Below are 24,187 nucleotides of genomic sequence, written 5' to 3'. Positions count from 1 at the left end.
GCGATAAACGATGAAAATAATCATTCTGGGTGCGGGCCAGGTCGGCGGCACTCTGGCAGAAAATCTGGTCGGTGAAAACAACGATATTACCGTCGTCGATACTAACCAGGCCCGCCTGCGCAGCCTGCAGGACAAGTTTGACCTCCGCGTAGTCCAGGGCCACGGCTCTCATCCCCGCGTACTTCGTGAAGCAGGGGCCGATGACGCAGACATGCTGGTCGCAGTCACCAGCTCTGACGAAACGAACATGATCGCATGTCAGGTCGCTTATTCTCTGTTTAATACGCCTAATAGAATTGCCCGCATTCGAGCCCCCGATTATGTTCGCGATGCAGAAAAACTGTTCAATGCAGAAGCCGTTCCCATCGATCACCTGATTGCTCCTGAGCAGTTGGTTATCGACAATATTTACCGCCTGATTGAGTACCCGGGGGCACTTCAGGTCGTGAATTTTGCCGAAGGGAAAGTTAGCCTGGCAGTAGTAAAAGCCTACTATGGTGGTCCTCTGGTGGGTAATGCACTTTCCACCATGCGCGAACATATGCCGCACATCGATACTCGTGTCGCAGCCATTTTCCGTCACGACCGCCCTATTCGCCCGCAGGGTTCAACCATTGTTGAAGCCGGTGATGAGGTCTTCTTTATTGCCGCTTCACAAAATATCCGTGCGGTAATGAGCGAACTTCAGCGCCTCGAAAAACCTTACAAGCGCATCATGCTGGTGGGAGGCGGTAATATCGGCGCAGGTTTAGCACATCGTCTCGAGAAAGATTACAGCGTAAAACTGATCGAGCGCGATCAGCAGCGAGCTTCTGAACTTGCAGAAATGCTGCAAAATACCATCGTATTTTATGGTGACGCCTCAGATCAGGAACTGTTAGCAGAGGAACATATCGATCAGGTTGATCTCTTTATTGCGGTCACCAACGATGATGAAGCTAACATCATGTCGGCCATGCTGGCTAAGCGAATGGGCGCCAAAAAAGTCATGGTCCTCATACAGCGTAATGCCTATGTCGATTTAGTGCAGGGGAGCGTGATTGATATTGCGATTTCACCTCAGCAGGCAACCATTTCTGCTCTGCTCGGACATGTGCGTAAAGCCGATATTGTTGGCGTTTCATCTCTTCGCCGTGGCGTTGCAGAAGCCATTGAGGCGGTGGCTCATGGAGATGAAAGCACCTCTCGCGTTGTGGGTCGAGTCATCGATGAGATTAAACTGCCGCCTGGCACGATCATTGGTGCGGTTGTACGTGGCAATGATGTGATGATTGCCAACGACAACCTACGTATAGAACAGGGCGATCACGTCATTATGTTCTTAACGGATAAGAAATTTGTCAGCGATGTCGAACGCCTGTTCCAACCAAGCCCATTCTTCCTCTAAACTCAACAGAGCAGAAATATTTTCTGCTCTGTTTCTTCATACAAAAACCATTTTAAAATTATGGAATTAACAAAAAATTCTTATTTCTTGTAGCAATGGAAATTAAGATAACCTTTGTTAGAATTATTACTGTCAGCCGGCACAAGGAGAGATTAATGAGTATTTTAAAAGAGTTTCGCGAATTCGCGATGCGCGGGAACGTTGTTGATTTGGCAGTGGGTGTGATTATTGGCGCAGCATTCGGGAAGATTGTTTCCTCGCTGGTAGCGGATATTATTATGCCACCACTGGGTTTGCTGATTGGTGGCGTTGATTTTAAACAGTTTGCTTTAACATTGCGTGATGCCCAGGGTGATGTTCCTGCGGTAGTTATGCACTACGGCGTATTTATTCAGAATATTTTTGACTTCGTGATTGTCGCGTTTGCCATCTTCATGGCCATCAAAGTGATCAATAAACTGAATCGTAAAAAAGCGGAAGAGCCTGCCGCACCTCCGGCACCGTCTAAAGAGGAAGTTCTGCTGAGCGAGATTCGTGACCTGCTGAAAGAGCAGAACCAACGGAATTAGTACTGGTTATTAAAAGCAGAAAGCCAGTGGTAAAAAAGCGAATTGCTTGTTTGCCACTGGCCTCCCAGTTACCTCTCTTGCCGTGTTTCTCATTTCTCTGATAACTGCCTTTCCCTTTCTTATTCTTCTCAACTCTTTGCCTGAACAGTGGGTCATGTAATAGCGCTTCAATGGCGTTATCTTTAATTTGCCCTTTTTGATGGCGATATTTGGTGCTCATAGTTACTCCAGATGGGTTAAACGATCGCCGCGAGTCTATGCCTGAGCCTGTAAAAGATCAAGCGGCTATTTTTTGCTGCTTGCTCCCTGTTCCAGCGCTTCAAGGATAGAACAATAAACGCTACTGTGTGCACTGCCACAACAAGCATCATTCAGACGCTGCAGCGAGCGCCGCATATTCTGCAATTCTTTGATTTTAGACTCAACCTCACTCAACCGGCTCTGCACAATCCCTTTCGATTCCTGGCAAGTATGATGCTCAGGATCGATACGGATCGATAAAAGCTCCCGGATGGCCTCAAGCGTGAAACCAAGTTGCTTAGCGTAACGAATGAATTTAAGACGCTGAAGATCGCTGTCGCTATACAGGCGAAAACCACCTTCAGTTCGCACTTCGTGATCCATCATGTTTTGCTTTTCGTAGTAACGAATAGTATCCGGCGTCACATCCGCCAGTTTTGCCAGTTCACCTATACGAAACATCACCTTTCCTCATCGATATGCTGCATCAATTTTACGGCATACTCACCACGTAAGAAGTCGGTGTTTATACCCGCCTGTCGGAGCTTAAGCTCAAGCAGTGCGAGCTTTTTACCGATCGCCTGATATTCCTCGCTCTGAATATGCACCGTTTTTAGCAGATCAACCAGCTCAATGGCATCCTTCCGCTGCTGCATCTCTGCCGGCAAGCAACCTGCATTTTTTAGCAGACGGTATCCGGCACGGAGCTCGGGAGGAACATGACTGTCATCGTCGAGCAATATAGGCTCACCGCTACCGACTAGCCCCTCGAACTCTCCGTTTCGCTGCGCATCAAGAATATGCCGTTCTGCCCATTGATCAAGCAACCACATAGCGACCTCAAAATTATCGGGAGTAATACAAGAATACGGGGAATAGAGAGAAGGGGATATTCTGGATATAAAAAAACCGGGCAAGCCCGGTTTTTCTACGTTACTACAGATTACTCTGCAGCAGCTTCTGTTTGAGACTCGGCGCGATCAACCAGCTCGATGTAAGCCATCGGAGCATTGTCACCAGCACGGAAGCCACACTTCAGAATACGAGTGTAACCACCTGCACGGCTCGCGAAACGCGGACCCAGTTCATTAAACAGTTTTGCCACGATCTCGTTATCACGAGTGCGGGCGAATGCCAGACGACGATTAGCAACGCTGTCAGTCTTGGCAAGAGTAATCAGCGGCTCAACTACGCGACGCAGCTCTTTCGCTTTAGGCAGGGTCGTCTTGATGATCTCATGACGAACCAGTGAACCTGCCATGTTGCGGAACATAGCCTGGCGATGGCTGCTGTTGCGGTTCAGTTGACGACCACTCTTACGATGGCGCATGACCTTATCCTTCTCAGTAAAACCTTAACCTGTGATCCGGTTACTCGTCAGCAATGCTTGCTGGTGGCCAGTTTTCCAGGCGCATGCCCAGAGACAAACCACGAGAAGCCAGCACGTCTTTAATCTCAGTAAGAGATTTTTTACCCAGGTTAGGCGTTTTGAGCAGCTCAACCTCGGTACGCTGTACCAGATCACCGATATAGTGGATAGCTTCTGCCTTGAGGCAGTTAGCAGAGCGGACAGTCAATTCCAGATCGTCAACAGGGCGCAGCAAGATCGGATCGAATTCTGGTTTCTCTTCTTTAACTTCCGGCTGACGTACATCACGTAGGTCAACGAAAGCTTCAAGTTGTTCTGCCAGAATGGTCGCCGCACGACGAATCGCCTCTTCAGGATCGATTGTGCCGTTGGTTTCCATTTCGATGACCAGCTTGTCCAGGTCGGTACGCTGTTCTACACGCGCGGCTTCAACATTGTAGGCAATACGCTCTACAGGGCTGTAGCAGGCGTCGACCAGCAGACGGCCGATTGGGCGCTCATCTTCTTCCGAATGAATTCGGGTAGAAGCCGGCACATAACCGCGACCGCGCTGAACTTTGATACGCATGCTAATAGCAGCGTTCTCATCGGTCAGGTGGCAGATCACATGCTGCGGCTTGACGATTTCGACATCACCATCATGGGTGATATCGGCTGCGGTCACAGGGCCAATGCCAGATTTATTCAGGGTAAGGATAACTTCATCTTTACCTTGAACTCTTACCGCCAGCCCTTTCAGGTTGAGCAGGATTTCCAGGATATCTTCCTGAACGCCTTCTTTGGTGCTGTACTCGTGCAGTACACCATCAATCTCAACCTCAGTCACCGCGCAACCCGGCATCGACGAAAGCAGAATACGGCGCAGTGCGTTACCAAGAGTATGGCCAAAGCCACGCTCTAACGGCTCAAGGGTCACCTTGGCGTGCGTCGAACTCACTTGCTCGATATCTACCAGGCGTGGTTTTAGAAACTCTGTCACAGAACCCTGCATTGTGTCCTCTCTTTGGTACTAAGCTTTACTTGGAGTAAAGCTCGACGATCAGGTGTTCGTTAATGTCCGCAGACAGATCGGTACGCTCAGGCTTACGCTTGAACACACCTTCCATCTTGGCAGCATCAACTTCCAGCCAGGTTGGCTTTTCACGCTGCTCAGCCAGCTCCAGAGCGGCCTTAACGCGAGATTGCTTTTTGGCTTTCTCACGGATGCTGACTACGTCATTCGGAGTTACCTGATAAGAAGCGATGTTAACAACGCGACCATTTACCATGATAGCTTTATGGCTAACCAGCTGACGTGCTTCTGCACGAGTAGCGCCGAAGCCCATACGGTAAACAACGTTGTCCAGACGGCCTTCCAGCAGAGCCAACAGGTTTTCACCGGTGTTGCCTTTCAGACGAGCTGCTTCTTTATAATAGTTACGGAACTGACGCTCCAGCACACCGTAGATACGGCGAACTTTCTGCTTTTCACGCAACTGCACACCATAGTCAGACAGACGCGGTTTACGCGCACCGTGCTGGCCAGGAGCTTGTTCAATTTTACACTTGGTATCGATCGCGCGAACGCCAGACTTAAGGAATAAGTCGGTGCCCTCACGACGGCTCAGCTTGAGCTTAGGACCCAAATATCTTGCCATTTTCTTTCTCCAACAATCCTAGAAAACGGACGCGTTATACGCGACGTTTTTTCGGCGGACGACAACCGTTATGAGGGATTGGAGTCACATCAGTAATATTAGTGATGCGGAAACCAGCGGCGTTCAGAGCACGAATAGTTGATTCGCGGCCTGGGCCAGGACCCTTAACCATAACTTCCAGGTTCTTGATACCGTATTCTTTCACGGCTTCTGCGCAACGCTCTGCTGCAACCTGAGCTGCAAACGGAGTGGATTTGCGAGAACCACGGAAACCGGAACCACCGGCAGTTGCCCAACCCAACGCATTACCCTGACGATCGGTAATAGTAACGATGGTGTTGTTGAAAGAAGCATGGACATGAGCCACGCCGTCAGAGACTGTTTTTCTTACACGTTTACGTGCACGAATTGGTGCCTTTGCCATTATTCAATCACCCCGATTATTTCTTGATCGGTTTGCGCGGACCCTTACGGGTACGTGCGTTGGTCTTAGTACGCTGACCGCGCACTGGCAGACCACGACGATGACGCAAACCGCGATAGCAACCAAGGTCCATCAGACGCTTGATGCTCATGCTCACTTCACGGCGCAGATCACCTTCAACGACAAATTTGGCAACTTCGTCACGCAGCGTGTCGATTTGTTCTTCAGACAGCTCACTGATCTTAACATCTTCAGCGATACCCGCCGCAGCGCAAATGGCCTTGGAGCGAGTCTTGCCGACACCGTAGATCGAGGTTAACGCGATCACGGCGTGTTTTTGATCAGGAATGTTAATGCCTGCTATACGGGCCACTATGCACTCCTACTATTTAGATTATGCGTCCCATGCCGAAAAGCCCGTTTTCAGGATACTCAAATGGAAACGCATAGACATACAAAAGATTGGCTGGCTAATCTAGCCAGCTCAACCCAACTTTGCAAGAAAAATATGCGAGATAATCAGCCTTGACGCTGTTTATGCTTCGGCTCTACGCTGCAAATCACGCGAATAACACCGTCACGCTTAACGATTTTGCAGTTACGACATAATTTCTTGACGGAAGCACGAACTTTCATTTTTACTCTCCGTAACTTCTCAAGCGACGATTAACGGCCGTAGCCTTTCAGGTTCGCTTTCTTCAATGCAGACTCGTACTGACTTGACATCATTAGAGTTTGCACTTGAGCCATAAAGTCCATGATAACGACAACAACGATCAGCAGTGAGGTCCCACCGAAGTAGAACGGCACTTTCATTGCATCGCGCATGAACTCCGGGATTAGGCAGATAAAGGTAATGTACAACGCACCAACCAGAGTCAGGCGGGTCATTACTTTATCGATATACTTCGCCGTTTGTTCTCCCGGACGAATTCCTGGTACAAATGCACCGGACTTCTTCAGGTTATCTGCTGTTTCACGCGGGTTGAAGACCAACGCCGTGTAGAAGAAACAGAAGAAGATGATTGCAGACGCATAGAGTAACACATAAAGCGGTTGCCCAGGCTGCAAATACAGCGAAATTGTTGTCAGCCAGTTCCAACCGGTACCGCCCCCGAACCATGACGCGATGGTCGCCGGGAACAGAATAATACTGGAGGCGAAGATCGCAGGGATAACCCCGGCCATGTTCACTTTCAGCGGTAAATGTGTGCTCTGCGCAGCATAGACACGACGACCCTGTTGACGTTTAGCGTAGTTGACCACAATGCGGCGCTGGCCACGCTCAACAAAAACAACGAAGAAGGTCACTGCAAATACTAATACTGCAACCAACAGCAACAGGAGGAAGTGCAGGTCGCCTTGCCTTGCTTGCTCGATGGTATGGCCAATGGCCGGCGGAAGTCCCGCAACGATACCCGCGAAGATTATGATTGAGATACCGTTACCGATACCACGTTCAGTAATCTGTTCGCCCAGCCACATCAGGAACATTGTCCCGGTGACAAGACTTACAACAGCGGTGAAATAGAATGCAAAGCCTGGGTTTAACACCAGGCCCTGCATACCAGGCATATTCGGTAAACCGGTAGCAATACCGATTGACTGGAATATTGCCAGCACCAGAGTGCCGTAACGGGTGTACTGGCTAATCTTACGACGACCAGATTCCCCTTCTTTCTTCAGCTCTGCCAACGCGGGATGAACCACGGTAAGCAGCTGAATGATGATCGATGCCGAAATGTACGGCATGATACCCAGTGCGAAGATAGAAGCACGGCTGAGAGCACCACCAGAGAACATGTTAAACATCTCAATGATGGTGCCTCGCTGTTGCTCAAGCAGTTTGGCAAGTACAGCGGCATCAATACCAGGGATCGGAATAAAAGAGCCAATACGAAACACAATCAGCGCACCGATAACAAACATCAGTCTGCGTTTCAGCTCGCCGAGGCCGCCTTTAGCACTTTGAAAATCTAATCCCGGTTGTTTTGCCATCTGCTACTTATTCCTCGATTTTACCGCCAGCAGCTTCGATAGCAGCACGAGCGCCTTTGGTCACACGCAGGCCGCTAACAGTTACCGGACGAGTTACCTCACCAGACAGGATCACTTTCGCGAACTCGATCTGAATACCGATAATGTTTGCTGCTTTCAGCGTGTTCAGGTCAACTACGTCGCCTTCAACTTTCGCCAGATCGGACAGACGAACTTCTGCCGTGATCATTGCTTTGCGAGAGGTGAAACCGAATTTCGGCAGACGACGGTACAACGGCATCTGACCACCTTCGAAACCACGACGTACGCCACCACCAGAACGAGAGTTCTGACCTTTGTGACCACGACCGCCGGTTTTACCGAGGCCAGAACCGATACCACGACCCAGACGCTTGGAAGCGTGCTTAGACCCTTCGGCCGGAGACAGAGTATTTAAACGCATCTCTTACTCCTCAACTTTAACCATGTAGGAAACCGCGTTGACCATACCGCGTACAGCAGGAGTATCCTCGCGCTCTACGGTGTGGCCAATACGACGCAGACCCAGGCCAAGCAGCGTTGCCTTGTGTTTCGGCAGACGACCGATTGCACTGCGGGTTTGAGTGATTTTAATAGTCTTTGCCATGGTCAATTACCCCAGAATTTCTTCAACGGATTTACCACGCTTGGCAGCGACCATTTCTGGAGATTTCATATTCGCCAGGCCATCGATAGTTGCACGAACCACGTTAATCGGGTTAGTGGAACCATACGCTTTAGCCAGGACGTTATGAACACCAGCGACTTCCAGGACGGCGCGCATTGCACCACCGGCGATGATACCGGTACCTTCGGAAGCCGGCTGCATGAACACGCGGGAACCTGTGTGCACGCCTTTAACAGGGTGCTGCAGGGTGCCGCTGTTCAGCGCGACGTTAATCATGTTGCGACGGGCTTTTTCCATCGCTTTCTGGATCGCTGCTGGAACTTCACGCGCTTTACCGTAACCAAAACCAATACGACCGTTACCGTCGCCTACCACTGTCAGAGCAGTGAAGGAGAAAATACGACCGCCTTTAACGGTTTTAGATACGCGATTTACCGCGATCAGCTTTTCCTGCAGTTCGCCAGCTTGTTTTTCGATGTGAGACATCTTACACCTCTACCTTAGAACTGAAGGCCAGCTTCACGGGCAGCATCTGCCAGTGCCTGGACACGACCATGATATTGGAAACCAGCACGGTCAAAAGCAACAACGGTGATGCCTTTTTCCAGAGCGCGCTCAGCAACAGCTTTACCTACAGCTGCAGCGGCGTCTTTGTTTCCAGTGTACTTCAGTTGCTCAGTGATAGCTTTTTCTACAGTAGATGCAGCTACCAGAACTTCAGAACCATTTGGAGCAATTACCTGTGCGTAAATATGACGCGGGGTACGATGTACCACCAGGCGAGTTGCACCCAGCTCTTTGAGCTTGTGACGTGCGCGGGTCGCACGACGGATACGAGCAGATTTCTTATCCATAGTGTTACCTTACTTCTTCTTAGCCTCTTTGGTACGCACGACTTCGTCGGCGTAACGAACACCCTTGCCTTTGTAAGGCTCAGGACGACGGTAGGCGCGCAGATCAGCTGCAACCTGACCGATCATCTGCTTATCAGCGCCTTTCAGCACGATTTCAGTTTGAGTCGGACATTCAGCAGTGATACCCGCAGGCAGCTTATGCTCAACAGGGTGAGAGAAGCCCAGGGCTAAATTCACCACGTCGCCTTTAACGGCTGCACGATAACCTACACCAACCAGCTGCAGCTTCTTAGTGAAGCCTTCGGTAACACCGACAACCATTGCGTTCAACAGCGCACGAGTGGTACCCGCTTGGGCCCACGCGTTTGCAAAGCCTTCGCGCGGAGCGAAAGTCAGAGCATTTTCAGCGTGTTTAACTTCAACAGCATCGTTGATAGTACGAGTCAGCTCGCCGTTTTTACCTTTGATCGAAATAACCTGACCGTTGAGTTTTACCTCTACGCCTGCAGGAACAACGACCGGTGCTTTAGCAACACGAGACATTTTATTCCTCCAATTACGCTACGTAGCAGATAATTTCGCCACCAAGACCAGCCTGGCGCGCTGCACGATCAGTCATAACACCTTTAGAGGTAGAAACGACAGCAATACCCATGCCGGCCATAACTTTAGGCAGCTCATCTTTTTTCTTATAGATGCGCAGGCCTGGGCGGCTGACTCGCTGAATGCTCTCTACCACAGCCTTGCCCTGGAAATACTTAAGAGTCAGTTCCAGTTCAGGCTTGATGTCGCCTTCAATTTTAAATTCTTCAATATAACCTTCTTCCTTCAGCACGTTGGCGATTGCCACTTTCAGCTTGGAGGAAGGCATGGTGACCGCAACTTTGTTCGCGGCCTGACCGTTACGGATACGGGTCAGCATATCCGCGATCGGATCTTGCATGCTCATCTGTCTCTACTCCCGTGATTCAATTGGTGACAATTACCAGCTAGCCTTTTTCAAGCCAGGTACTTCACCGCGCATGGCGGCTTCACGTAACTTGATACGGCTCAACCCGAACTTGCCCACATAACCATGTGGACGACCAGTCTGGCGGCAGCGTTTACGCTGACGGGACGGGCTGGAATCACGCGGCAGAGTTTGCAGCTTGAGAACAGCGTTCCAACGGTCTTCGTCGGTCGCGTTCACATCAGAAATGATAGCTTTCAGTTCTGCGCGTTTAGCGAAGAATTTTTCAGCCAAAGCAACGCGCTTTACTTCGCGTGCTTTCATTGATTGCTTAGCCATGAAGTAACCCTACCTTACTTGCGGAACGGGAAGTCAAAGGCAGCCAGCAGAGCACGGCCTTCATCATCAGATTTCGCAGTAGTGGTAATGGTAATATCCAAACCACGGACGCGATCGACTTTGTCGTAATCGATTTCTGGGAAGATGATCTGCTCACGGACACCCATGCTGTAGTTACCACGACCGTCGAAAGACTTAGCGGACAGGCCACGGAAGTCACGGATACGAGGTACAGCAATAGTGATCAGACGCTCAAGGAACTCCCACATGCGTTCGCCACGCAGAGTTACTTTACAGCCGATCGGATAGCCCTGACGGATTTTGAAGCCTGCAACAGATTTGCGTGCTTTGGTGATCAACGGCTTTTGACCGGAGATTGCTGTCAGATCAGCTGCTGCGTTATCCAGCAGTTTCTTGTCAGCGATCGCTTCACCAACACCCATGTTCAGGGTGATCTTCTCGACCCGAGGGACTTGCATGACAGAATTGTAGTTAAACTCAGTCATGAGTTTCTTAACTACTTCGTCTTTGTAGTAATCATGCAGTTTCGCCATCGTACTACTCCAAATTACTTGATAGTTTCGCTGTTAGACTTGAAGAAACGGACTTTTTTGCCGTCTTCGAATCTAAAGCCTACACGGTCAGCCTTGCCGGTTGCCGCGTTGAAGAGAGCAACGTTAGAAACCTGAATTGCAGCTTCTTTTTCAACGATGCCACCTGGTTGGTTCAGGGCCGGAACCGGCTTCTGATGTTTCTTAACCAGGTTGATACCTTCAACAATGACCTTGCCGGAAGACAGGACATTTTTTACTTTACCGCGCTTACCTTTATCTTTACCGGTTAACACGATAACTTCGTCATCACGACGGATTTTCGCTGCCATGATTCGCTCCTTAGAGTACTTCTGGTGCCAGAGAGATAATTTTCATGAACTTCTCATTACGCAGTTCACGAGTTACCGGCCCAAAAATACGCGTGCCGATTGGCTGCTCACTGTTATTATTTAAAATAACGCATGCATTGCCATCGAAGCGAATGACAGAACCGTCCGGGCGACGAACACCCTTCTTGGTGCGCACCACTACCGCTTTCAGCACATCGCCTTTCTTCACCTTACCGCGAGGAATTGCTTCCTTGATGGTAATTTTGATGATGTCGCCGACGCCTGCGTAGCGACGGTGCGAGCCACCCAGAACCTTGATACACATTACGCGACGTGCGCCGGAGTTGTCGGCCACGGTCAGCATAGTCTGTTCTTGGATCATTTCAGTGCTCCGCTAATGTCAACTACTACTTCGGGACCTGGAAATCAGGTCGTTAAAAAGCCCCATAAACGAGGGCGCGGCATTATAACACCGGTTCCAGGATATGGGTAGAAAAAATAAACGGCTCATCGCTGAGCCGTTTATTTGTTTGAGAAAGGGTACTGTATTACAGAACCGCTTTCTCTACAACGCGAACCAGCGTCCAGGACTTAGTCTTGGACAGCGGACGGCATTCGCGGATTTCAACCACGTCACCGATACCGCATTCGTTGTTCTCGTCATGTACGTGCAGTTTGGTCGTACGCTTGATGAATTTCCCGTAGATCGGGTGCTTCACAACACGTTCGATGGCAACAACAATGGATTTCTCCATTTTGTCGCTGACAACGCGACCTTGCAGAGTACGGATTTTATCGGTCATTACGCACCCGCCTTCTGAGTCAGTAAAGTCTTAACACGTGCAACATCACGACGAACCTGCTTCAGCAGGTGAGTCTGTTGCAGCTGGCCACTTGCAGCCTGCATGCGCAGATTGAACTGCTCACGCAGCAGGTTCAGCAGCTCGGTGTTCAGCTCTTCGACGCTCTTTTCACGCAGCTCTTTTGCTTTCATTACATCACCGTCTTAGTTACAAAGGTGGTTTTGATAGGCAGTTTTGCTGCTGCCAGCTTGAAGGCTTCACGGGCCAGCTCTTCAGGTACGCCGTCCATTTCATACAGGACTTTACCTGGCTGGATCAAGGCAACCCAATACTCCACGTTACCTTTACCTTTACCCATACGCACTTCAAGCGGCTTTTCGGTGATCGGTTTGTCCGGGAATACACGGATCCAGATCTTACCCTGACGCTTAACTGCACGGGTCATTGCACGACGTGCTGCTTCGATCTGACGGGCAGTCAGACGACCACGGCCAACAGCTTTCAGACCGAAAGTGCCGAAGCTAACATCCGTACCCTGCGCCAGACCACGGTTGCGGCCTTTGTGCACTTTACGGAATTTTGTACGCTTTGGTTGTAACATCAGCGACTCTCCTTACTTACGGCCTTTACGCTGCTGCTTTTTAGGTTGAGCAGCCGGTTCCGGTTGTTCAACAGCAGCCATACCACCCAGGATCTCACCTTTGAAGATCCATACCTTAACGCCGATTACACCATAAGTGGTGTGCGCTTCAGAGGTGTTGTAGTCGATGTCAGCACGCAGAGTGTGCAACGGCACGCGACCTTCACGGTACCATTCGGTACGTGCGATCTCGGCGCCGCCCAGACGGCCGCTAACTTCAACTTTGATACCTTTAGCGCCCAGACGCATTGCGTTCTGTACAGCACGCTTCATCGCACGACGGAACATCACACGACGCTCCAGCTGAGAAGTGATGCTGTCAGCAACCAATTTTGCGTCCAGTTCAGGTTTACGAACTTCGGCGATATTGATCTGTGCAGGAACGCCAGCGATATCCGCTACGACCTTGCGCAGTTTTTCTACGTCTTCACCTTTCTTACCGATAACGATACCTGGGCGAGCGGTGTGAATGGTCACACGGATGCTCTTAGCAGGACGCTCGATAACGATACGAGATACAGACGCCTTAGCCAGTTCCTTAGTCAGGTACTGACGTACTTTAAAATCGCTGTCCAGGTTGTCAGCGAATTCTTTGGTGTTCGCAAACCAGGTTGAGTTCCATGGTTTTACAATACCCAGGCGAATACCATTAGGATGTACTTTCTGACCCATTGCTAGTCTCCAGAGTCTCAGCGATCGGACACAACCACAGTAATGTGGCTGGTGCGCTTCAGGATGCGATCTGCACGACCTTTTGCACGAGGCATAATGCGCTTCATGCTAGGGCCTTCGTCTACGAAGATTTTCGCGACTTTCAGATCGTCAATGTCAGCGCCATCGTTGTGTTCAGCGTTAGCAATGGCAGATTCCAGTACTTTCTTAACCAATACAGCCGCTTTCTTATTGGTGTAGGTCAGAATATCCAGAGCCTGCGACACTTTCTTACCGCGAATCAGGTCAGCAACAAGGCGAACCTTCTGAGCAGAAGAACGAGCATGGCGATGTTGAGCTAAAGTTTCCATCTCTTCCTCCTACCTTATTTCTTCTTCGCTTTTTTATCAGCAGCGTGGCCGCGATAAGTACGAGTCGGTGCGAATTCACCCAGTTTGTGACCGACCATTTCGTCGGAAACAAAGACTGGAACGTGCTGACGACCATTATGGACAGCGATGGTCAAACCGATCATGTTAGGAAAGATCGTTGAACGACGGGACCAAGTGCGCAGGGGCTTCTTGTCACCGCTTTCCACCGCTTTCTCTACCTTCTTCAGCAAGTGCAGGTCAATAAAAGGACCTTTCTTGAGAGAACGTGGCATGGCTTATCCTCTAAAATTATTTGCTACGGCGACGTACGATAAATTTATCAGTACGCTTGTTGCTGCGGGTCTTCTTACCTTTGGTCTGAACGCCCCACGGGGATACCGGGTGCTTACCAAAGTTACGACCTTCACCACCACCATGTGGGTGATCGACTGGGTTCATCGCGGTACCGCGAACGGTAGGACGAACACCACGCCAGCGAGCAGCACCTGCTTTACCCAGAACGCGCAGCATATGCTCAGCGTTGCCAACTTCGCCCAGGGTAGCGCGGCAGTCAGCTTCGACTTTACGCATTTCACCGGAGCGCAGGCGCAGGGTAACGTAAGCACCATCACGAGCAACGATCTGCACGTAGGTACCAGCGGAACGAGCCAGCTGACCGCCTTTACCTGGTTTCATTTCTACGTTATGAACGGTAGAACCAACCGGGATATTGCGCATCGGCAGGGTGTTACCCGCTTTGATTGCAGCATCAACGCCAGACTGAATCTGGTCGCCAGCTTTCAGGCCTTTAGGGGCCAGGATGTAACGGCGTTCGCCATCTTTGTACAGAACCAGCGCGATGTTCGCGGAACGGTTCGGATCGTACTCAAGACGTTCAACAACTGCCGGGATACCATCTTTGTTGCGTTTAAAGTCAACAATACGGTATGCCTGCTTGTGACCACCACCGATATGACGGGTAGTGATACGACCATTGTTGTTACGGCCACCGGATTTGCTGTTTTTTTCCAGCAACGGAGCAAAAGGCTTGCCCTTGTGCAGCTCAGGGTTAACCACTTTAACTACGTGGCGACGACCCGGAGATGTCGGTTTACATTTAACAACTGCCATTGTCTTTCTCCTCCGACTTACTCAGCGCCGCCGACGAAGTCCAGATTCTGGCCTTCCTTCAGGGTGACGTAAGCTTTTTTCCAGTCGCTACGACGACCAACACGCTGTCCGTGACGTTTAGTTTTCCCTTTAACTACCAGGGTGTTAACGTCTTTTACTTCAACTTCGAACAGCTTCTGTACAGCAGCAACGATCTCTGCTTTGGTCGCGTCAGTCGCAACTTTGAGTACGATGGTGTTGGTTTTTTCCATCGCGGTAGACGCTTTTTCAGATACGTGCGGCGCGCGCAGTACTTTCAGCAGACGTTCTTCACGGATCATGCCAGCATCTCCTCAACTTGCTTAACTGCTTCCGCAGTCATAACGACTTTGTCGAAGGCGATCAGGCTAACTGGGTCGATTGCAGCTACATCGCGCACGTCAACCTTATGCAGGTTACGAGCAGCCAGGAACAGATTCTCATCCAGTTCACCGGTCACGATCAGCACATCTTCCAGAGCCATATCTTTCAGTTTCTGAGCAAGCAGCTTGGTTTTCGGTGCTTCAACAGAGAACTGCTCAACAACGATCAGACGATCCTGACGTACCAGTTCGGACAGGATGCTTTTCAGCGCGCCGCGGTACATCTTTTTGTTAACTTTTTGACTGTGGTCCTGCGGGCGAGCAGCGAAGGTTACGCCACCGGAACGCCAGATCGGGCTCTTGATAGAACCAGAACGCGCACGGCCGGTACCTTTCTGGCGCCACGGCTTTTTGCCGGAACCAGTTACTTCAGCACGGGTCTTCTGAGCACGAGTACCCTGACGGGCGCCTGCTGCATAAGCAACAACAACCTGGTGTACCAGCGCTTCGTTGAAGTCACGACCGAAGGTAGTTTCGGAAACAGTCAGCGCGCTTTGCGCGTCTTTCAATACTAATTCCATTGCTATCCCCTTACGCCTTCACAGCTGGTTTAACGATCAGGTCGCTACCGGTTGCACCCGGGACCGCACCTTTCACCAGCAGCAGGTTGCGCTCAGCGTCAACACGTACTACGTCCAGGCTCTGAACAGTGACACGTTCGTTACCCAGCTGGCCTGCCATTTTCTTGCCTTTGAACACTTTGCCCGGAGTCTGGTTCTGACCGATAGAACCCGGAACGCGGTGAGACAAGGAGTTACCGTGGGTAGCGTCCTGGGTACGGAAGTTCCAGCGCTTAACGGTACCTGCGAAACCTTTACCTTTAGAGGTACCGGTTACGTCAACTTTTTTAACGTCAGCAAACAGTTCAACGCTAATGTCCTGACCTACGGTGAACTCTTCGCCTTCAGCAAGACGGAATTCCCACAGACCACGGCCAGCTTCAACGCCAGCTTTAGCGAAGTGACCAGCTTCCGGCTTGGTTACACGGTTAGCTTTTTTAGCACCAGTGGTCACCTGAACAGCACGGTAGCCGTCGTTAGCCAGGTCTTTAACCTGAGTAACACGGTTTGCTTCTACTTCGATTACGGTTACTGGGATAGAAACGCCGTCTTCAGTGAAGATACGGGTCATACCCACTTTTTTACCGACTAAACCAATCATTGTTTCAACCTCTCAATCGTCAATGACCTGATTAACCCAGGCTGATCTGCACGTCTACACCGGCAGCCAGATCCAGACGCATCAGAGCATCAACGGTTTTCTCAGTTGGCTCAACGATGTCAACCAGACGCTTGTGAGTGCGGATCTCGTACTGATCACGCGCGTCTTTGTTGACGTGCGGGGAGATCAGAACGGTAAAGCGCTCTTTGCGGGTCGGCAGCGGGATCGGACCACGGACTTGCGCACCAGTGCGCTTAGCAGTCTCGACGATTTCCGCAGTTGATTGATCGATCAGACGATGATCAAACGCTTTAAGGCGGATACGGATTCTTTGGTTCTGCATGAGACCAGAGCTCCAATTATTTTATAGACGAAAAAAATTACTACTCACATCCATTACGATTGATGGAGGAGTGTAATCGTTCATACATAGTCCCCCAATTGGGGACATTGTTTGATAGCAACTGAATTGCTTCGACTGACTGCTATCAGGGTTCATATTGAACCAGCGGTCTATTAAGACAGCCCGCGCATTATACGGGTTTCAAGGCGGCTTGCAAGTCATATGGGTTGAAATTTCACCGACATCCTGCATTTAGTGAGTTTCATGCCTTACCTTCCCTATATCTTCGAGGCATTGCGCATTATCACACGCCAAATTAGAAGGTTGATAGGTTTAGCCAGCACACCCGCGTAGTATCCGAGGGCTTAATCCTCAGCGGGATAAAAAGATGATACTGACCGACATACAGATCGCCTGGCTACTCCCCGTCGCTGCGTTGCTCTATTTTTGCCTGGCTCTGGCGCTAAGCTTGAGTGATTTCAAAACCATGCTTCTACCAGACAGACTTACCCTACCCTTACTGTGGCTGGGATTGTTGTTTCATAGTCTGGTTAACCCTCACCATGTTCATCATGCCGTATTCGGCGCGATAGCCGGCTACCTCTTCCTGTGGGTTACCTTTCAAGTATTCCGTTATGCTACCGGCAAAGAAGGATTAGGTTATGGTGATTTCAAACTGCTGGCGGCAATTGGAGCCTGGAGCTACTGGCAGCATCTGCCTCTCATTGTCGCTTTGGCATCTTCCCTGGGCATCGCTTATGCCGGAATACTTTATCTGATCGGGTGCCGTGACAGCGCTGAAATGCCTTTTGGCCCCTGGCTTGCGCTCTCAGGATGGGGGAATTTTTGCTGGCAGGTATTTGGATAAGGTTTCAAAGAAGACAGAGGGAAATCCCTCTGTCTTGATCATACGGGGTTACTCTTCGCGTATCTGGGCCTGCAGGTAGTTCTGAATACCCAGCTTCTGAATGAGGTCCAGTTCCGTTTCGAGCCAGTCGATATGGCCTTCTTCATCGGCCAGAATTTCGATCATCAGGTCACGGCTAACATAATCATGCACTTTATCGGCATAGGCGATGGCTTCACGCAAATCCTTTGCACCATCCAGTTCCAGCCTCAGGTCAGAGCGAAGCATTTCTTCGACATCCTCCCCAATACCCAGCTTGCCGAGGTCCTGCAGATTTGGAATGCCTTCGAGGAAGAGAATACGTTCGATGTACTTATCGGCGTGCTTCATTTCATCGATGGACTCGTGGTACTCAACGTCGTTCAGACGTTTTAATCCCCAGTTTTTGAACATGCGGGCATGCAGAAAATACTGGTTAATCGCGACAAGCTCGTTTCCCAATAATTTATTGAGATAATTTATTATCTTAACATCACCTTTCATTTTGACATCCTCCGCTTCCACTTATTGAAGCGTAGATGTCACAGGGTGTAAGTCAAAAAAATGAGCGTGTTTTAAGCGATCTCTTTAAATTCCGGGATCTGCATCAGTTCGTCTTGCATGATTTCACGCGCCTGTCGAACGCACTTCCCGCACTGATTTCCCACCGGGATAAACTTTCTAAGTTGCTGAAAAGACTGCGGGTGATGTTGTCGCACCGCCTGACGAATTGTCTTATCGCTTACACCGTTACACAAGCAAACGTACATGATCACTCCCGCTCAAAAACTGCGCAAATTGTAAATGAGAATGATTGGCTTTACAAGGCGTACGGCGGGGCAGAAGACAGAGAATGGTAATCAAATGCAAAAACTGATGCCAACTGCAGTAAGCGATCGCTTTCACTGGCAAACAGCAAATTTCAAACATAAAAAAGGGCATCCTAAGATGCCCTTTTCACTATTGCATTAAAGTATCAGAGGATTAGCTCAGAACTTTTGCAACAACACCAGCGCCAACGGTACGGCCGCCTTCACGGATTGCGAAACGCAGACCGTCGTCCATCGCGATTGGGTGAATCAGGGTAACAACCATTTTGATGTTGTCGCCTGGCATTACCATCTCTACGCCTTCTGGCAGTTCGATGGTACCGGTCACGTCAGTTGTACGGAAGTAGAACTGTGGACGGTAGCCTTTGAAGAACGGAGTATGACGGCCGCCTTCGTCTTTGGACAGGATGTACACTTCAGATTCGAACTTGGTGTGCGGCTTGATTGAGCCTGGCTTAGCCAGTACCTGACCACGTTCGATTTCTTCACGTTTGATACCACGCAGCAGAACACCTACGTTCTCACCAGCACGGCCTTCGTCCAGCAGTTTGCGGAACATTTCAACGCCGGTACAGGTAGATTTCGCAGTATCTTTGATACCAACGATTTCAACTTCTTCACCTACTTTAACGATACCGCGCTCTACACGACCGGTAACAACGGTACCACGACCGGAGATGGAGAATACGTCTTCGATTGGCAGCAGGAACGGCATGTCGATTGCACGTACTGGTTCTGGGATGTAAGAATCCAGGAAGCCAGCCAGTTCAACGATTTTAGCTTCCCACTCAGCTTCGCCTTCCAGCGCTTTCAGAGCAGAACCACGGATGATTGGAGTGTCATCGCCTGGGAAGTCGTACTGAGACAGAAGTTCACGCACTTCCATTTCAACCAGCTCCAGCAGCTCTTCATCATCAACCATGTCGCATTTGTTCAGGAACACGATGATGTAAGGAACGCCAACCTGACGACCCAGCAGGATGTGCTCACGAGTCTGAGGCATAGGGCCGTCAGTCGCAGCAACAACCAGGATAGCGCCGTCCATCTGAGCAGCACCGGTGATCATGTTTTTCACGTAGTCGGCGTGCCCTGGGCAGTCAACGTGCGCGTAGTGACGAGTCGGGGTGTCGTACTCAACGTGGGAGGTGTTGATGGTGATACCACGAGCTTTTTCTTCTGGTGCGTTATCGATCTGGTCGAATGCACGAGCAGAACCACCGTAGGTTTTAGCCAGAACGGTAGTGATTGCAGCGGTCAGCGTTGTTTTACCATGGTCAACGTGGCCGATAGTACCGACGTTAACGTGCGGTTTTGTACGTTCAAACTTTTCTTTAGACATCGATTGTCCCTCTAAGACACGGATAAATCGGTGATATCACCACATCAACCAGGCATATGCCTGAGTTAGCTGAATGCATTAACAGAAGAGAAACAGGGAGGAGATAAAGAAGTGGTGCTGATAGGCAGATTCGAACTGCCGACCTCACCCTTACCAAGGGTGCGCTCTACCAACTGAGCTATATCAGCACATCTTGTTGGAGCGGGCAGTGGGAATCGAACCCACATCATCAGCTTGGAAGGCTGAGGTAATAGCCATTATACGATGCCCGCATCCTGGAACTCGGCTACCTGAATCTTTCTGTAGTGAATATGAGAGAAGGCCTCTCAGTATTCGGGTCGACAAACTGTTCGTTTATCGCACCGGGCTTCGCAATGCGTTGCCGAATATGGTGGTGGGGGAAGGATTCGAACCTTCGAAGTCGATGACGGCAGATTTACAGTCTGCTCCCTTTGGCCGCTCGGGAACCCCACCTGGGGTACTTGATGGTGCCGGCTACCGGAATCGAACTGGTGACCTACTGATTACAAGTCAGTTGCTCTACCTACTGAGCTAAGCCGGCATCAAGTAGCGCGCATTCTAGGAAGAGAGCGCCGCTCATGCAACAAAAAAATCGCATAAAATGCACTACCGCTCACATTTTGCGCTAGATCTCGAGAATATGGTGGCTAAAGCACCAATTGAGAGCAAATTTTCATCGTTCCCGGCATCCGTTTTTCCTGGGAGTAGGCGCCTGACGATGCCTGAATGACAAATAATAATCATCAGAAATAAGACTGCCCCTCTAAAATGGCTCGCAGCCCCTTCTTTCACTGTAAGCGCAACGTGATGTACCCGCCGTAATACATCACTGTTGTTGATTTTTTCTTATCGTTCTCTTCATTCAGGTGTTACCCTCCTGCCCACTGTTGAAAAGTTAAATACGCGGCATACTTTTTATACACAACGTCTGATTACTTGCGTTCGAGAATGTAGCGCGTAAATTTTGTCCTGAATTACAGGCAGAAGCATGCTTATGAGTAATAAAGAGCAAATGTTGGCAACAACCCCTTATCTACAATTTGACCGGAGCCAATGGGCAGCATTGCGCGACTCTGTTCCCATGACGTTAACCGAAGGGGAAATCGCCCGGTTAAAAGGCATTAACGAAGACCTTTCCCTGGAAGAGGTGGCGGAGATTTACCTGCCGCTGTCTCGTCTGCTCAATTTCTATATCAGTTCAAACCTGCGGCGCCAGGCGGTACTCGAGCAGTTTCTTGGCACCAATGGCCAACGTATTCCCTACATCATCAGTATTGCGGGAAGTGTGGCTGTCGGAAAGAGCACGACAGCGCGTGTGCTGCAGGCCCTACTCAGCCGTTGGCCTGAGCACCGTCAGGTTGAACTGATCACCACCGACGGCTTCCTTCATCCAAATAAAGTGCTTAAAGAGCGCAATTTGATGAAGAAGAAAGGCTTCCCGCAATCCTATGATATGCATCGTCTGGTGAAATTTGTATCCGACATCAAATCGGGTGCAACCAACGTGACGGCGCCGGTGTACTCACATTTGGTGTACGACGTGATCCCCGACGGCGATAAGACCGTTGCCCAGCCGGATATCTTGATTCTGGAAGGGTTAAACGTTCTGCAAAGCGGAATGGATTATCCCCACGATCCACATCATGTATTTGTTTCTGACTTCGTAGATTTTTCTATATATGTAGATGCGCCGGAAGAGCTATTACAGAATTGGTATATAAATCGGTTCTTAAAATTCCGTGAAGGTGCATTCACCGATCCAAACTCTTATTTCCACAGCTATGCAAAGCTCTCTAAAGATGAAGCCATAAATATTGCAACGCAGCTATGGAATGAAATTAATTTATTGAATTTAAAACAAAACATATTACCAACACGCGATCGCGCAAGCTTGATTATGACAAAAAGTGCTAATCATGCTGTTGATTGTGTCAAACTGAGAAAATAATAAGATGAGGGGGAATTCCCCCTCTCTTTAATTTGCGCCGCGCAGAGAAATCTCACCGCCAACCCAAGCTTTTATTACTCCGTCCTGCTCCAACAATAATCCACCCTGCTCATTAATGCCTCGAGATATTCCATGGACCTCTCGTTCCCCAATAATGAGTTTTACCGGTCGATTGATGAAGTTATCCAGTTTTTCCCAACGAGGCAGGAACGGTAATAAACTTTCCTGCTCAAACAGCTGTAGTGCCGTACGTAACTCCTGGATTAGAGTGACCGCTAGCGTATTCCTGTCAATACGGATACCAGCTTCCTGGAGGTTGATCCATCCCTGATTAATCACATCTGTAGCAACATTACGCATCGCAAGATTAATCCCAGCACCGATAACGATTTGCGCGGCATCCCCCGTTTTCCCGGTGAGTTCAACCAAAATACCGGCGAGCTTGCGGTCGTTCAGATAGAGGTCGTTTGGCCATTTTACCCTGACGTCTTCAGCGCCAAGGCGCTGTAATACTTCCGCCATCACAATGCCAATAACCAGACTGAGTCCAATTGCCGCAGCTGGCCCCTGCTCCAGACGCCAGTACATGGACAAATAGAGATTTGCTCCAAAGGGCGAGAACCACTGACGGCCTCGTCTTCCACGCCCGGCCTGCTGATATTCGGCTATGCAGGAATCACCAGATTGAAGGGAATTGAGGCGATCAAGCAGGTATTGGTTGGTGGAATCAATCACCGGAAGGACAGCAACCGTCCCACTTTCTATCTGTGACTTAATAAAATCTTCATCCAGTAACTGGATAGGCTCCGGCAAGCTATACCCCTTGCCTGGAACGGTAAAGACATCGATTCCCCAGTCTCGCAGAGTCTGTACATGCTTATTAATAGCCGCACGACTCATCCCTAACTGCTCACCCAGTTGCTCACCTGAATGAAACTCACCGTCTGCCAGAATACTAATTAACGTTAACGGAACCCGATTGTCTTTCACGCGATAGTCTCCACGGCACTGACTTCCCCTTTGCTCGCCATAAAGCGAACTTCTGGTTCAAGCCAGACATCAAACTTTTCACCAACCTGTTGGCGTACGTAGTGTGCAAGGGCAACAATATCTGCGCTGCTGGCATTTTCTTCGTTAATGATGACCAAAGCCTGTTGCCGATGAATCGCGGCTCCACCAATGCGGTATCCCTTCAACTGACATTGATCGATCAGCCAACCTGCTGCAAGTTTAACGCTGCCGTCTGGCTGAGGGTAATGGGGGACTTTCGCGCCACAAGAAATCAGTTTTTCAGCCTGTTCCGCGCTAATAACGGGGTTTTTGAAGAAACTGCCGGCATTACCATTCACTTTTGGATCGGGCAGCTTCGAGCTCCTCATATTGCAGACGCTTTCAAAAACCTGCTGGGGTGTTATGGTCGAAGGATCCAGTTTACTCAGGTCGCCGTAGCTGAGAACCGGCCTCCAGGCTTTAGGCAAGCGATAGCCAACGGCTACAATTGCAAAGCGGTCCTGGTAGTCATGTTTAAAGATGCTGTCCCGGTAGCCAAAGCGGCATTCTGCGTTTGTTAAACGCAATGGCTGGCCATTACTTAGCTCAACGCAATCGACATAGTTACATACCTGTTTAATTTCAACACCATATGCACCAATGTTTTGAATGGGCGATGAGCCAGCACAGCCCGGTATCAGAGCAAGGTTTTCCAGACCTGGCATGCCTTGTTGGAGAGTATATTCCACGAGGTGATGCCAGTTTTCACCAGCACCGACATGGAGCAACCAGGCATCATCCGTCTCAGCAACTTCAATCCCTTTAATACGATTGATAATGACCGTGCCTTCGAAGTTTTCGAGGAAAAGAACATTACTCCCTTCCCCAAGGATAAGTACCGGCTGATGAGCCTGCGTCGATTCTGCCCACGCTTCAGTAAGCTGTTGTACAGATTCAGCGATAACAATATGTGCCGCAGTTGCCTGAATACCGAAAGTATTGAAGGGTTTAAGAGAGGAGTTCATGTCAGCCATTTTCCGGAATATAAACCAGAATAGTTTACCCGATCCTGTTGAGAATGGCTTGTCTGTCTCAGTAGAACGCGCACAGCAAAAAGGCCCAGTCTTTCGACTGAGCCTTTCGCTTTTATTTGATGCCTGGCAGTTCCCTACAATACGCGTATCATCCTGATACTCGCCCCTCCGGGGCCGCCGCACGCGGCGTTCAAACGTGTTCCCGACACGTTTGTCGCATGCCCATCCTCGTGCAGGGAATGGCCTGATACCACATAAACAAAAAACCCCAGCCATCAGGCTGAGGTTTTCTGTTTTATTTGATGCCTGGCAGTTCCCTACTCTCGCATGGGGAGACCCCACA

Annotated in this window: 40 protein-coding genes and 4 tRNA genes; 4 read left to right on the top strand and 40 right to left on the bottom strand. The window is 49.9% G+C overall.

Annotation, left to right across the window (positions count from 1 at the left end; all coding sequences use genetic code 11):
* Nucleotides 1-10 precede the first annotated feature (10 nt).
* Nucleotides 11-1,387, top strand: coding sequence for a Trk system potassium transporter TrkA (gene trkA, locus A936_RS09875; protein ID WP_008457209.1), 1,377 nt, complete (start codon nucleotides 11-13; stop codon nucleotides 1,385-1,387).
* Nucleotides 1,388-1,542: 155 nt separating this feature from the next.
* Nucleotides 1,543-1,956 carry a large-conductance mechanosensitive channel protein MscL gene (mscL, locus tag A936_RS09870; RefSeq protein ID WP_008457207.1) on the top strand — a complete coding sequence of 138 codons (414 nt, stop codon included), beginning with the start codon at nucleotides 1,543-1,545 and terminating at the stop codon, nucleotides 1,954-1,956.
* On the opposite strand, the gene A936_RS22775 is transcribed toward mscL, so the two are convergent.
* From A936_RS22775 to rpsJ, 31 genes are all read right to left on the bottom strand, one after another.
* Entirely contained in the window at nucleotides 1,892-2,176 is a 285-nt protein-coding gene (locus tag A936_RS22775) for an alternative ribosome-rescue factor A (protein ID WP_008457205.1), read from the bottom strand. The two genes, mscL and A936_RS22775, sit on opposite strands and share 65 nt — an antisense overlap.
* A gap of 65 nt (nucleotides 2,177-2,241) precedes the next feature.
* Entirely contained in the window at nucleotides 2,242-2,658 is a 417-nt protein-coding gene (gene zntR / locus A936_RS09865; RefSeq protein WP_008457203.1) for a Zn(2+)-responsive transcriptional regulator, read from the bottom strand.
* Nucleotides 2,658-3,029 (bottom strand): DnaJ family domain-containing protein, encoded by a 372-nt coding sequence (locus A936_RS09860; RefSeq protein ID WP_008457201.1) that lies wholly within the window; start codon nucleotides 3,027-3,029, stop codon nucleotides 2,658-2,660. The genes zntR and A936_RS09860 overlap by 1 nt, the downstream gene beginning before the upstream one ends.
* 110 nt (nucleotides 3,030-3,139) lie before the next feature.
* Nucleotides 3,140-3,526: a 50S ribosomal protein L17 gene (rplQ, locus tag A936_RS09855; RefSeq protein ID WP_008457198.1), complete on the bottom strand. Its 387-nt coding sequence runs from the start codon at nucleotides 3,524-3,526 to the stop codon at nucleotides 3,140-3,142.
* 40 nt (nucleotides 3,527-3,566) lie between these two features.
* Entirely contained in the window at nucleotides 3,567-4,556 is a 990-nt protein-coding gene (locus A936_RS09850) for a DNA-directed RNA polymerase subunit alpha (RefSeq protein ID WP_008457196.1), read from the bottom strand.
* A gap of 25 nt (nucleotides 4,557-4,581) precedes the next feature.
* A complete protein-coding gene (rpsD, locus tag A936_RS09845) occupies nucleotides 4,582-5,202 on the bottom strand; it encodes a 30S ribosomal protein S4 (RefSeq protein ID WP_008457194.1) in 621 nt (206 codons plus the stop codon).
* A gap of 34 nt (nucleotides 5,203-5,236) precedes the next feature.
* Nucleotides 5,237-5,626, bottom strand: a complete 390-nt coding sequence (gene rpsK / locus A936_RS09840; protein WP_008457192.1) for a 30S ribosomal protein S11 — start codon at nucleotides 5,624-5,626, stop codon at nucleotides 5,237-5,239.
* A gap of 16 nt (nucleotides 5,627-5,642) precedes the next feature.
* Complete coding sequence (gene rpsM, locus A936_RS09835) at nucleotides 5,643-5,999, bottom strand: 30S ribosomal protein S13 (protein WP_008457189.1); 357 nt, start codon at nucleotides 5,997-5,999, stop codon at nucleotides 5,643-5,645.
* A 146-nt stretch (nucleotides 6,000-6,145) separates the two neighbouring features.
* On the bottom strand, nucleotides 6,146-6,262 hold the full coding sequence (gene rpmJ, locus A936_RS09830; protein WP_008457187.1) for a 50S ribosomal protein L36: 117 nt from the start codon (nucleotides 6,260-6,262) through the stop codon (nucleotides 6,146-6,148).
* Nucleotides 6,263-6,292: 30 nt separating this feature from the next.
* Entirely contained in the window at nucleotides 6,293-7,624 is a 1,332-nt protein-coding gene (gene secY, locus A936_RS09825; protein WP_008457186.1) for a preprotein translocase subunit SecY, read from the bottom strand.
* A 7-nt stretch (nucleotides 7,625-7,631) separates the two neighbouring features.
* A complete protein-coding gene (gene rplO / locus A936_RS09820) occupies nucleotides 7,632-8,066 on the bottom strand; it encodes a 50S ribosomal protein L15 (protein ID WP_008457184.1) in 435 nt (144 codons plus the stop codon).
* A gap of 3 nt (nucleotides 8,067-8,069) precedes the next feature.
* On the bottom strand, nucleotides 8,070-8,249 hold the full coding sequence (gene rpmD, locus A936_RS09815) for a 50S ribosomal protein L30 (RefSeq protein ID WP_004846568.1): 180 nt from the start codon (nucleotides 8,247-8,249) through the stop codon (nucleotides 8,070-8,072).
* 6 nt (nucleotides 8,250-8,255) lie between these two features.
* Nucleotides 8,256-8,756 (bottom strand): 30S ribosomal protein S5, encoded by a 501-nt coding sequence (rpsE, locus tag A936_RS09810; RefSeq protein WP_008457179.1) that lies wholly within the window; start codon nucleotides 8,754-8,756, stop codon nucleotides 8,256-8,258.
* 14 nt (nucleotides 8,757-8,770) lie between these two features.
* Nucleotides 8,771-9,124 carry a 50S ribosomal protein L18 gene (gene rplR, locus A936_RS09805; protein ID WP_008457177.1) on the bottom strand — a complete coding sequence of 118 codons (354 nt, stop codon included), beginning with the start codon at nucleotides 9,122-9,124 and terminating at the stop codon, nucleotides 8,771-8,773.
* Nucleotides 9,125-9,133: 9 nt separating this feature from the next.
* On the bottom strand, nucleotides 9,134-9,667 hold the full coding sequence (gene rplF, locus A936_RS09800; RefSeq protein WP_008457175.1) for a 50S ribosomal protein L6: 534 nt from the start codon (nucleotides 9,665-9,667) through the stop codon (nucleotides 9,134-9,136).
* A 13-nt stretch (nucleotides 9,668-9,680) separates the two neighbouring features.
* Entirely contained in the window at nucleotides 9,681-10,073 is a 393-nt protein-coding gene (gene rpsH / locus A936_RS09795) for a 30S ribosomal protein S8 (protein WP_008457173.1), read from the bottom strand.
* A 33-nt stretch (nucleotides 10,074-10,106) separates the two neighbouring features.
* Nucleotides 10,107-10,412 carry a 30S ribosomal protein S14 gene (gene rpsN, locus A936_RS09790; protein WP_008457171.1) on the bottom strand — a complete coding sequence of 102 codons (306 nt, stop codon included), beginning with the start codon at nucleotides 10,410-10,412 and terminating at the stop codon, nucleotides 10,107-10,109.
* A gap of 14 nt (nucleotides 10,413-10,426) precedes the next feature.
* A complete protein-coding gene (gene rplE / locus A936_RS09785; RefSeq protein ID WP_008457169.1) occupies nucleotides 10,427-10,966 on the bottom strand; it encodes a 50S ribosomal protein L5 in 540 nt (179 codons plus the stop codon).
* A 14-nt stretch (nucleotides 10,967-10,980) separates the two neighbouring features.
* Nucleotides 10,981-11,295: a 50S ribosomal protein L24 gene (gene rplX, locus A936_RS09780; protein ID WP_007724317.1), complete on the bottom strand. Its 315-nt coding sequence runs from the start codon at nucleotides 11,293-11,295 to the stop codon at nucleotides 10,981-10,983.
* Nucleotides 11,296-11,305: 10 nt separating this feature from the next.
* Nucleotides 11,306-11,677: a 50S ribosomal protein L14 gene (gene rplN / locus A936_RS09775; protein ID WP_008457164.1), complete on the bottom strand. Its 372-nt coding sequence runs from the start codon at nucleotides 11,675-11,677 to the stop codon at nucleotides 11,306-11,308.
* A gap of 166 nt (nucleotides 11,678-11,843) precedes the next feature.
* Nucleotides 11,844-12,098 carry a 30S ribosomal protein S17 gene (rpsQ, locus tag A936_RS09770; protein WP_008457160.1) on the bottom strand — a complete coding sequence of 85 codons (255 nt, stop codon included), beginning with the start codon at nucleotides 12,096-12,098 and terminating at the stop codon, nucleotides 11,844-11,846.
* Entirely contained in the window at nucleotides 12,098-12,289 is a 192-nt protein-coding gene (gene rpmC, locus A936_RS09765) for a 50S ribosomal protein L29 (protein ID WP_008457158.1), read from the bottom strand. Before rpmC ends, rpsQ begins: the two co-directional genes overlap by 1 nt.
* Nucleotides 12,289-12,699 (bottom strand): 50S ribosomal protein L16, encoded by a 411-nt coding sequence (gene rplP, locus A936_RS09760; RefSeq protein ID WP_002438716.1) that lies wholly within the window; start codon nucleotides 12,697-12,699, stop codon nucleotides 12,289-12,291. Before rplP ends, rpmC begins: the two co-directional genes overlap by 1 nt.
* A gap of 12 nt (nucleotides 12,700-12,711) precedes the next feature.
* The gene (rpsC, locus tag A936_RS09755; protein WP_006817277.1) at nucleotides 12,712-13,410 is read right to left on the bottom strand and encodes a 30S ribosomal protein S3; all 699 of its coding nucleotides are present in this window, start codon (nucleotides 13,408-13,410) and stop codon (nucleotides 12,712-12,714) included.
* A gap of 17 nt (nucleotides 13,411-13,427) precedes the next feature.
* A complete protein-coding gene (rplV, locus tag A936_RS09750; RefSeq protein ID WP_002919773.1) occupies nucleotides 13,428-13,760 on the bottom strand; it encodes a 50S ribosomal protein L22 in 333 nt (110 codons plus the stop codon).
* 14 nt (nucleotides 13,761-13,774) lie between these two features.
* Nucleotides 13,775-14,053, bottom strand: coding sequence for a 30S ribosomal protein S19 (rpsS, locus tag A936_RS09745; protein WP_001138115.1), 279 nt, complete (start codon nucleotides 14,051-14,053; stop codon nucleotides 13,775-13,777).
* A gap of 16 nt (nucleotides 14,054-14,069) precedes the next feature.
* Nucleotides 14,070-14,891 (bottom strand): 50S ribosomal protein L2, encoded by an 822-nt coding sequence (gene rplB, locus A936_RS09740; RefSeq protein ID WP_008457150.1) that lies wholly within the window; start codon nucleotides 14,889-14,891, stop codon nucleotides 14,070-14,072.
* 17 nt (nucleotides 14,892-14,908) lie between these two features.
* Entirely contained in the window at nucleotides 14,909-15,211 is a 303-nt protein-coding gene (gene rplW / locus A936_RS09735) for a 50S ribosomal protein L23 (protein ID WP_008457148.1), read from the bottom strand.
* Complete coding sequence (gene rplD, locus A936_RS09730) at nucleotides 15,208-15,813, bottom strand: 50S ribosomal protein L4 (RefSeq protein WP_008457145.1); 606 nt, start codon at nucleotides 15,811-15,813, stop codon at nucleotides 15,208-15,210. The genes rplW and rplD overlap by 4 nt, the downstream gene beginning before the upstream one ends.
* Before the next feature lie 10 nt (nucleotides 15,814-15,823).
* Nucleotides 15,824-16,453 (bottom strand): 50S ribosomal protein L3, encoded by a 630-nt coding sequence (gene rplC / locus A936_RS09725; RefSeq protein WP_006178923.1) that lies wholly within the window; start codon nucleotides 16,451-16,453, stop codon nucleotides 15,824-15,826.
* A gap of 31 nt (nucleotides 16,454-16,484) precedes the next feature.
* Nucleotides 16,485-16,796 carry a 30S ribosomal protein S10 gene (rpsJ, locus tag A936_RS09720; protein ID WP_001181005.1) on the bottom strand — a complete coding sequence of 104 codons (312 nt, stop codon included), beginning with the start codon at nucleotides 16,794-16,796 and terminating at the stop codon, nucleotides 16,485-16,487.
* A 388-nt stretch (nucleotides 16,797-17,184) separates the two neighbouring features.
* On the opposite strand from rpsJ, the gene A936_RS09715 reads away from it, so the two are divergent.
* Nucleotides 17,185-17,664 carry a prepilin peptidase gene (locus A936_RS09715; protein ID WP_008457139.1) on the top strand — a complete coding sequence of 160 codons (480 nt, stop codon included), beginning with the start codon at nucleotides 17,185-17,187 and terminating at the stop codon, nucleotides 17,662-17,664.
* A 48-nt stretch (nucleotides 17,665-17,712) separates the two neighbouring features.
* Here A936_RS09715 and bfr read toward each other — a convergent pair whose 3' ends face one another.
* The 7 genes from bfr to A936_RS09680 form a co-directional block, all read right to left on the bottom strand.
* Nucleotides 17,713-18,186 (bottom strand): bacterioferritin, encoded by a 474-nt coding sequence (gene bfr / locus A936_RS09710; RefSeq protein ID WP_008457137.1) that lies wholly within the window; start codon nucleotides 18,184-18,186, stop codon nucleotides 17,713-17,715.
* Nucleotides 18,187-18,257: 71 nt separating this feature from the next.
* Entirely contained in the window at nucleotides 18,258-18,452 is a 195-nt protein-coding gene (gene bfd / locus A936_RS09705) for a bacterioferritin-associated ferredoxin (RefSeq protein ID WP_008457135.1), read from the bottom strand.
* Between the two features lie 214 nt (nucleotides 18,453-18,666).
* On the bottom strand, nucleotides 18,667-19,851 hold the full coding sequence (gene tuf, locus A936_RS09700) for an elongation factor Tu (protein ID WP_008457133.1): 1,185 nt from the start codon (nucleotides 19,849-19,851) through the stop codon (nucleotides 18,667-18,669).
* A 112-nt stretch (nucleotides 19,852-19,963) separates the two neighbouring features.
* Nucleotides 19,964-20,039, bottom strand: a tRNA-Thr gene (locus A936_RS09695).
* Between the two features lie 9 nt (nucleotides 20,040-20,048).
* Nucleotides 20,049-20,123: transfer RNA gene (locus tag A936_RS09690), tRNA-Gly, on the bottom strand.
* Nucleotides 20,124-20,240: 117 nt separating this feature from the next.
* Nucleotides 20,241-20,325: transfer RNA gene (locus tag A936_RS09685), tRNA-Tyr, on the bottom strand.
* A gap of 12 nt (nucleotides 20,326-20,337) precedes the next feature.
* A tRNA-Thr gene (locus A936_RS09680) sits at nucleotides 20,338-20,413 on the bottom strand.
* A gap of 453 nt (nucleotides 20,414-20,866) precedes the next feature.
* Here A936_RS09680 and coaA point away from each other — a divergent pair.
* Nucleotides 20,867-21,820 carry a type I pantothenate kinase gene (coaA, locus tag A936_RS09675; protein WP_034808670.1) on the top strand — a complete coding sequence of 318 codons (954 nt, stop codon included), beginning with the start codon at nucleotides 20,867-20,869 and terminating at the stop codon, nucleotides 21,818-21,820.
* 27 nt (nucleotides 21,821-21,847) lie between these two features.
* Here the strand turns inward: coaA and birA are convergent, their stop codons facing one another.
* Both birA and murB read right to left on the bottom strand, forming a co-directional pair.
* Nucleotides 21,848-22,810: a bifunctional biotin--[acetyl-CoA-carboxylase] ligase/biotin operon repressor BirA gene (gene birA, locus A936_RS09670; RefSeq protein WP_008457129.1), complete on the bottom strand. Its 963-nt coding sequence runs from the start codon at nucleotides 22,808-22,810 to the stop codon at nucleotides 21,848-21,850.
* Nucleotides 22,807-23,835: a UDP-N-acetylmuramate dehydrogenase gene (murB, locus tag A936_RS09665; RefSeq protein ID WP_008457127.1), complete on the bottom strand. Its 1,029-nt coding sequence runs from the start codon at nucleotides 23,833-23,835 to the stop codon at nucleotides 22,807-22,809. The genes birA and murB overlap by 4 nt, the downstream gene beginning before the upstream one ends.
* Between the last annotated feature and the right edge of the window lie 352 nt (nucleotides 23,836-24,187).

The sequence above is a fragment of the Enterobacter sp. Ag1 genome, assembly GCA_000277545.1.
In the GTDB taxonomy this organism is placed as follows: Bacteria; Pseudomonadota; Gammaproteobacteria; order Enterobacterales; family Enterobacteriaceae; genus Cedecea.
The sequence above is the reverse complement of the archived record's forward strand: the minus strand, read 5'-3'. Positions and strand labels throughout refer to the sequence as shown.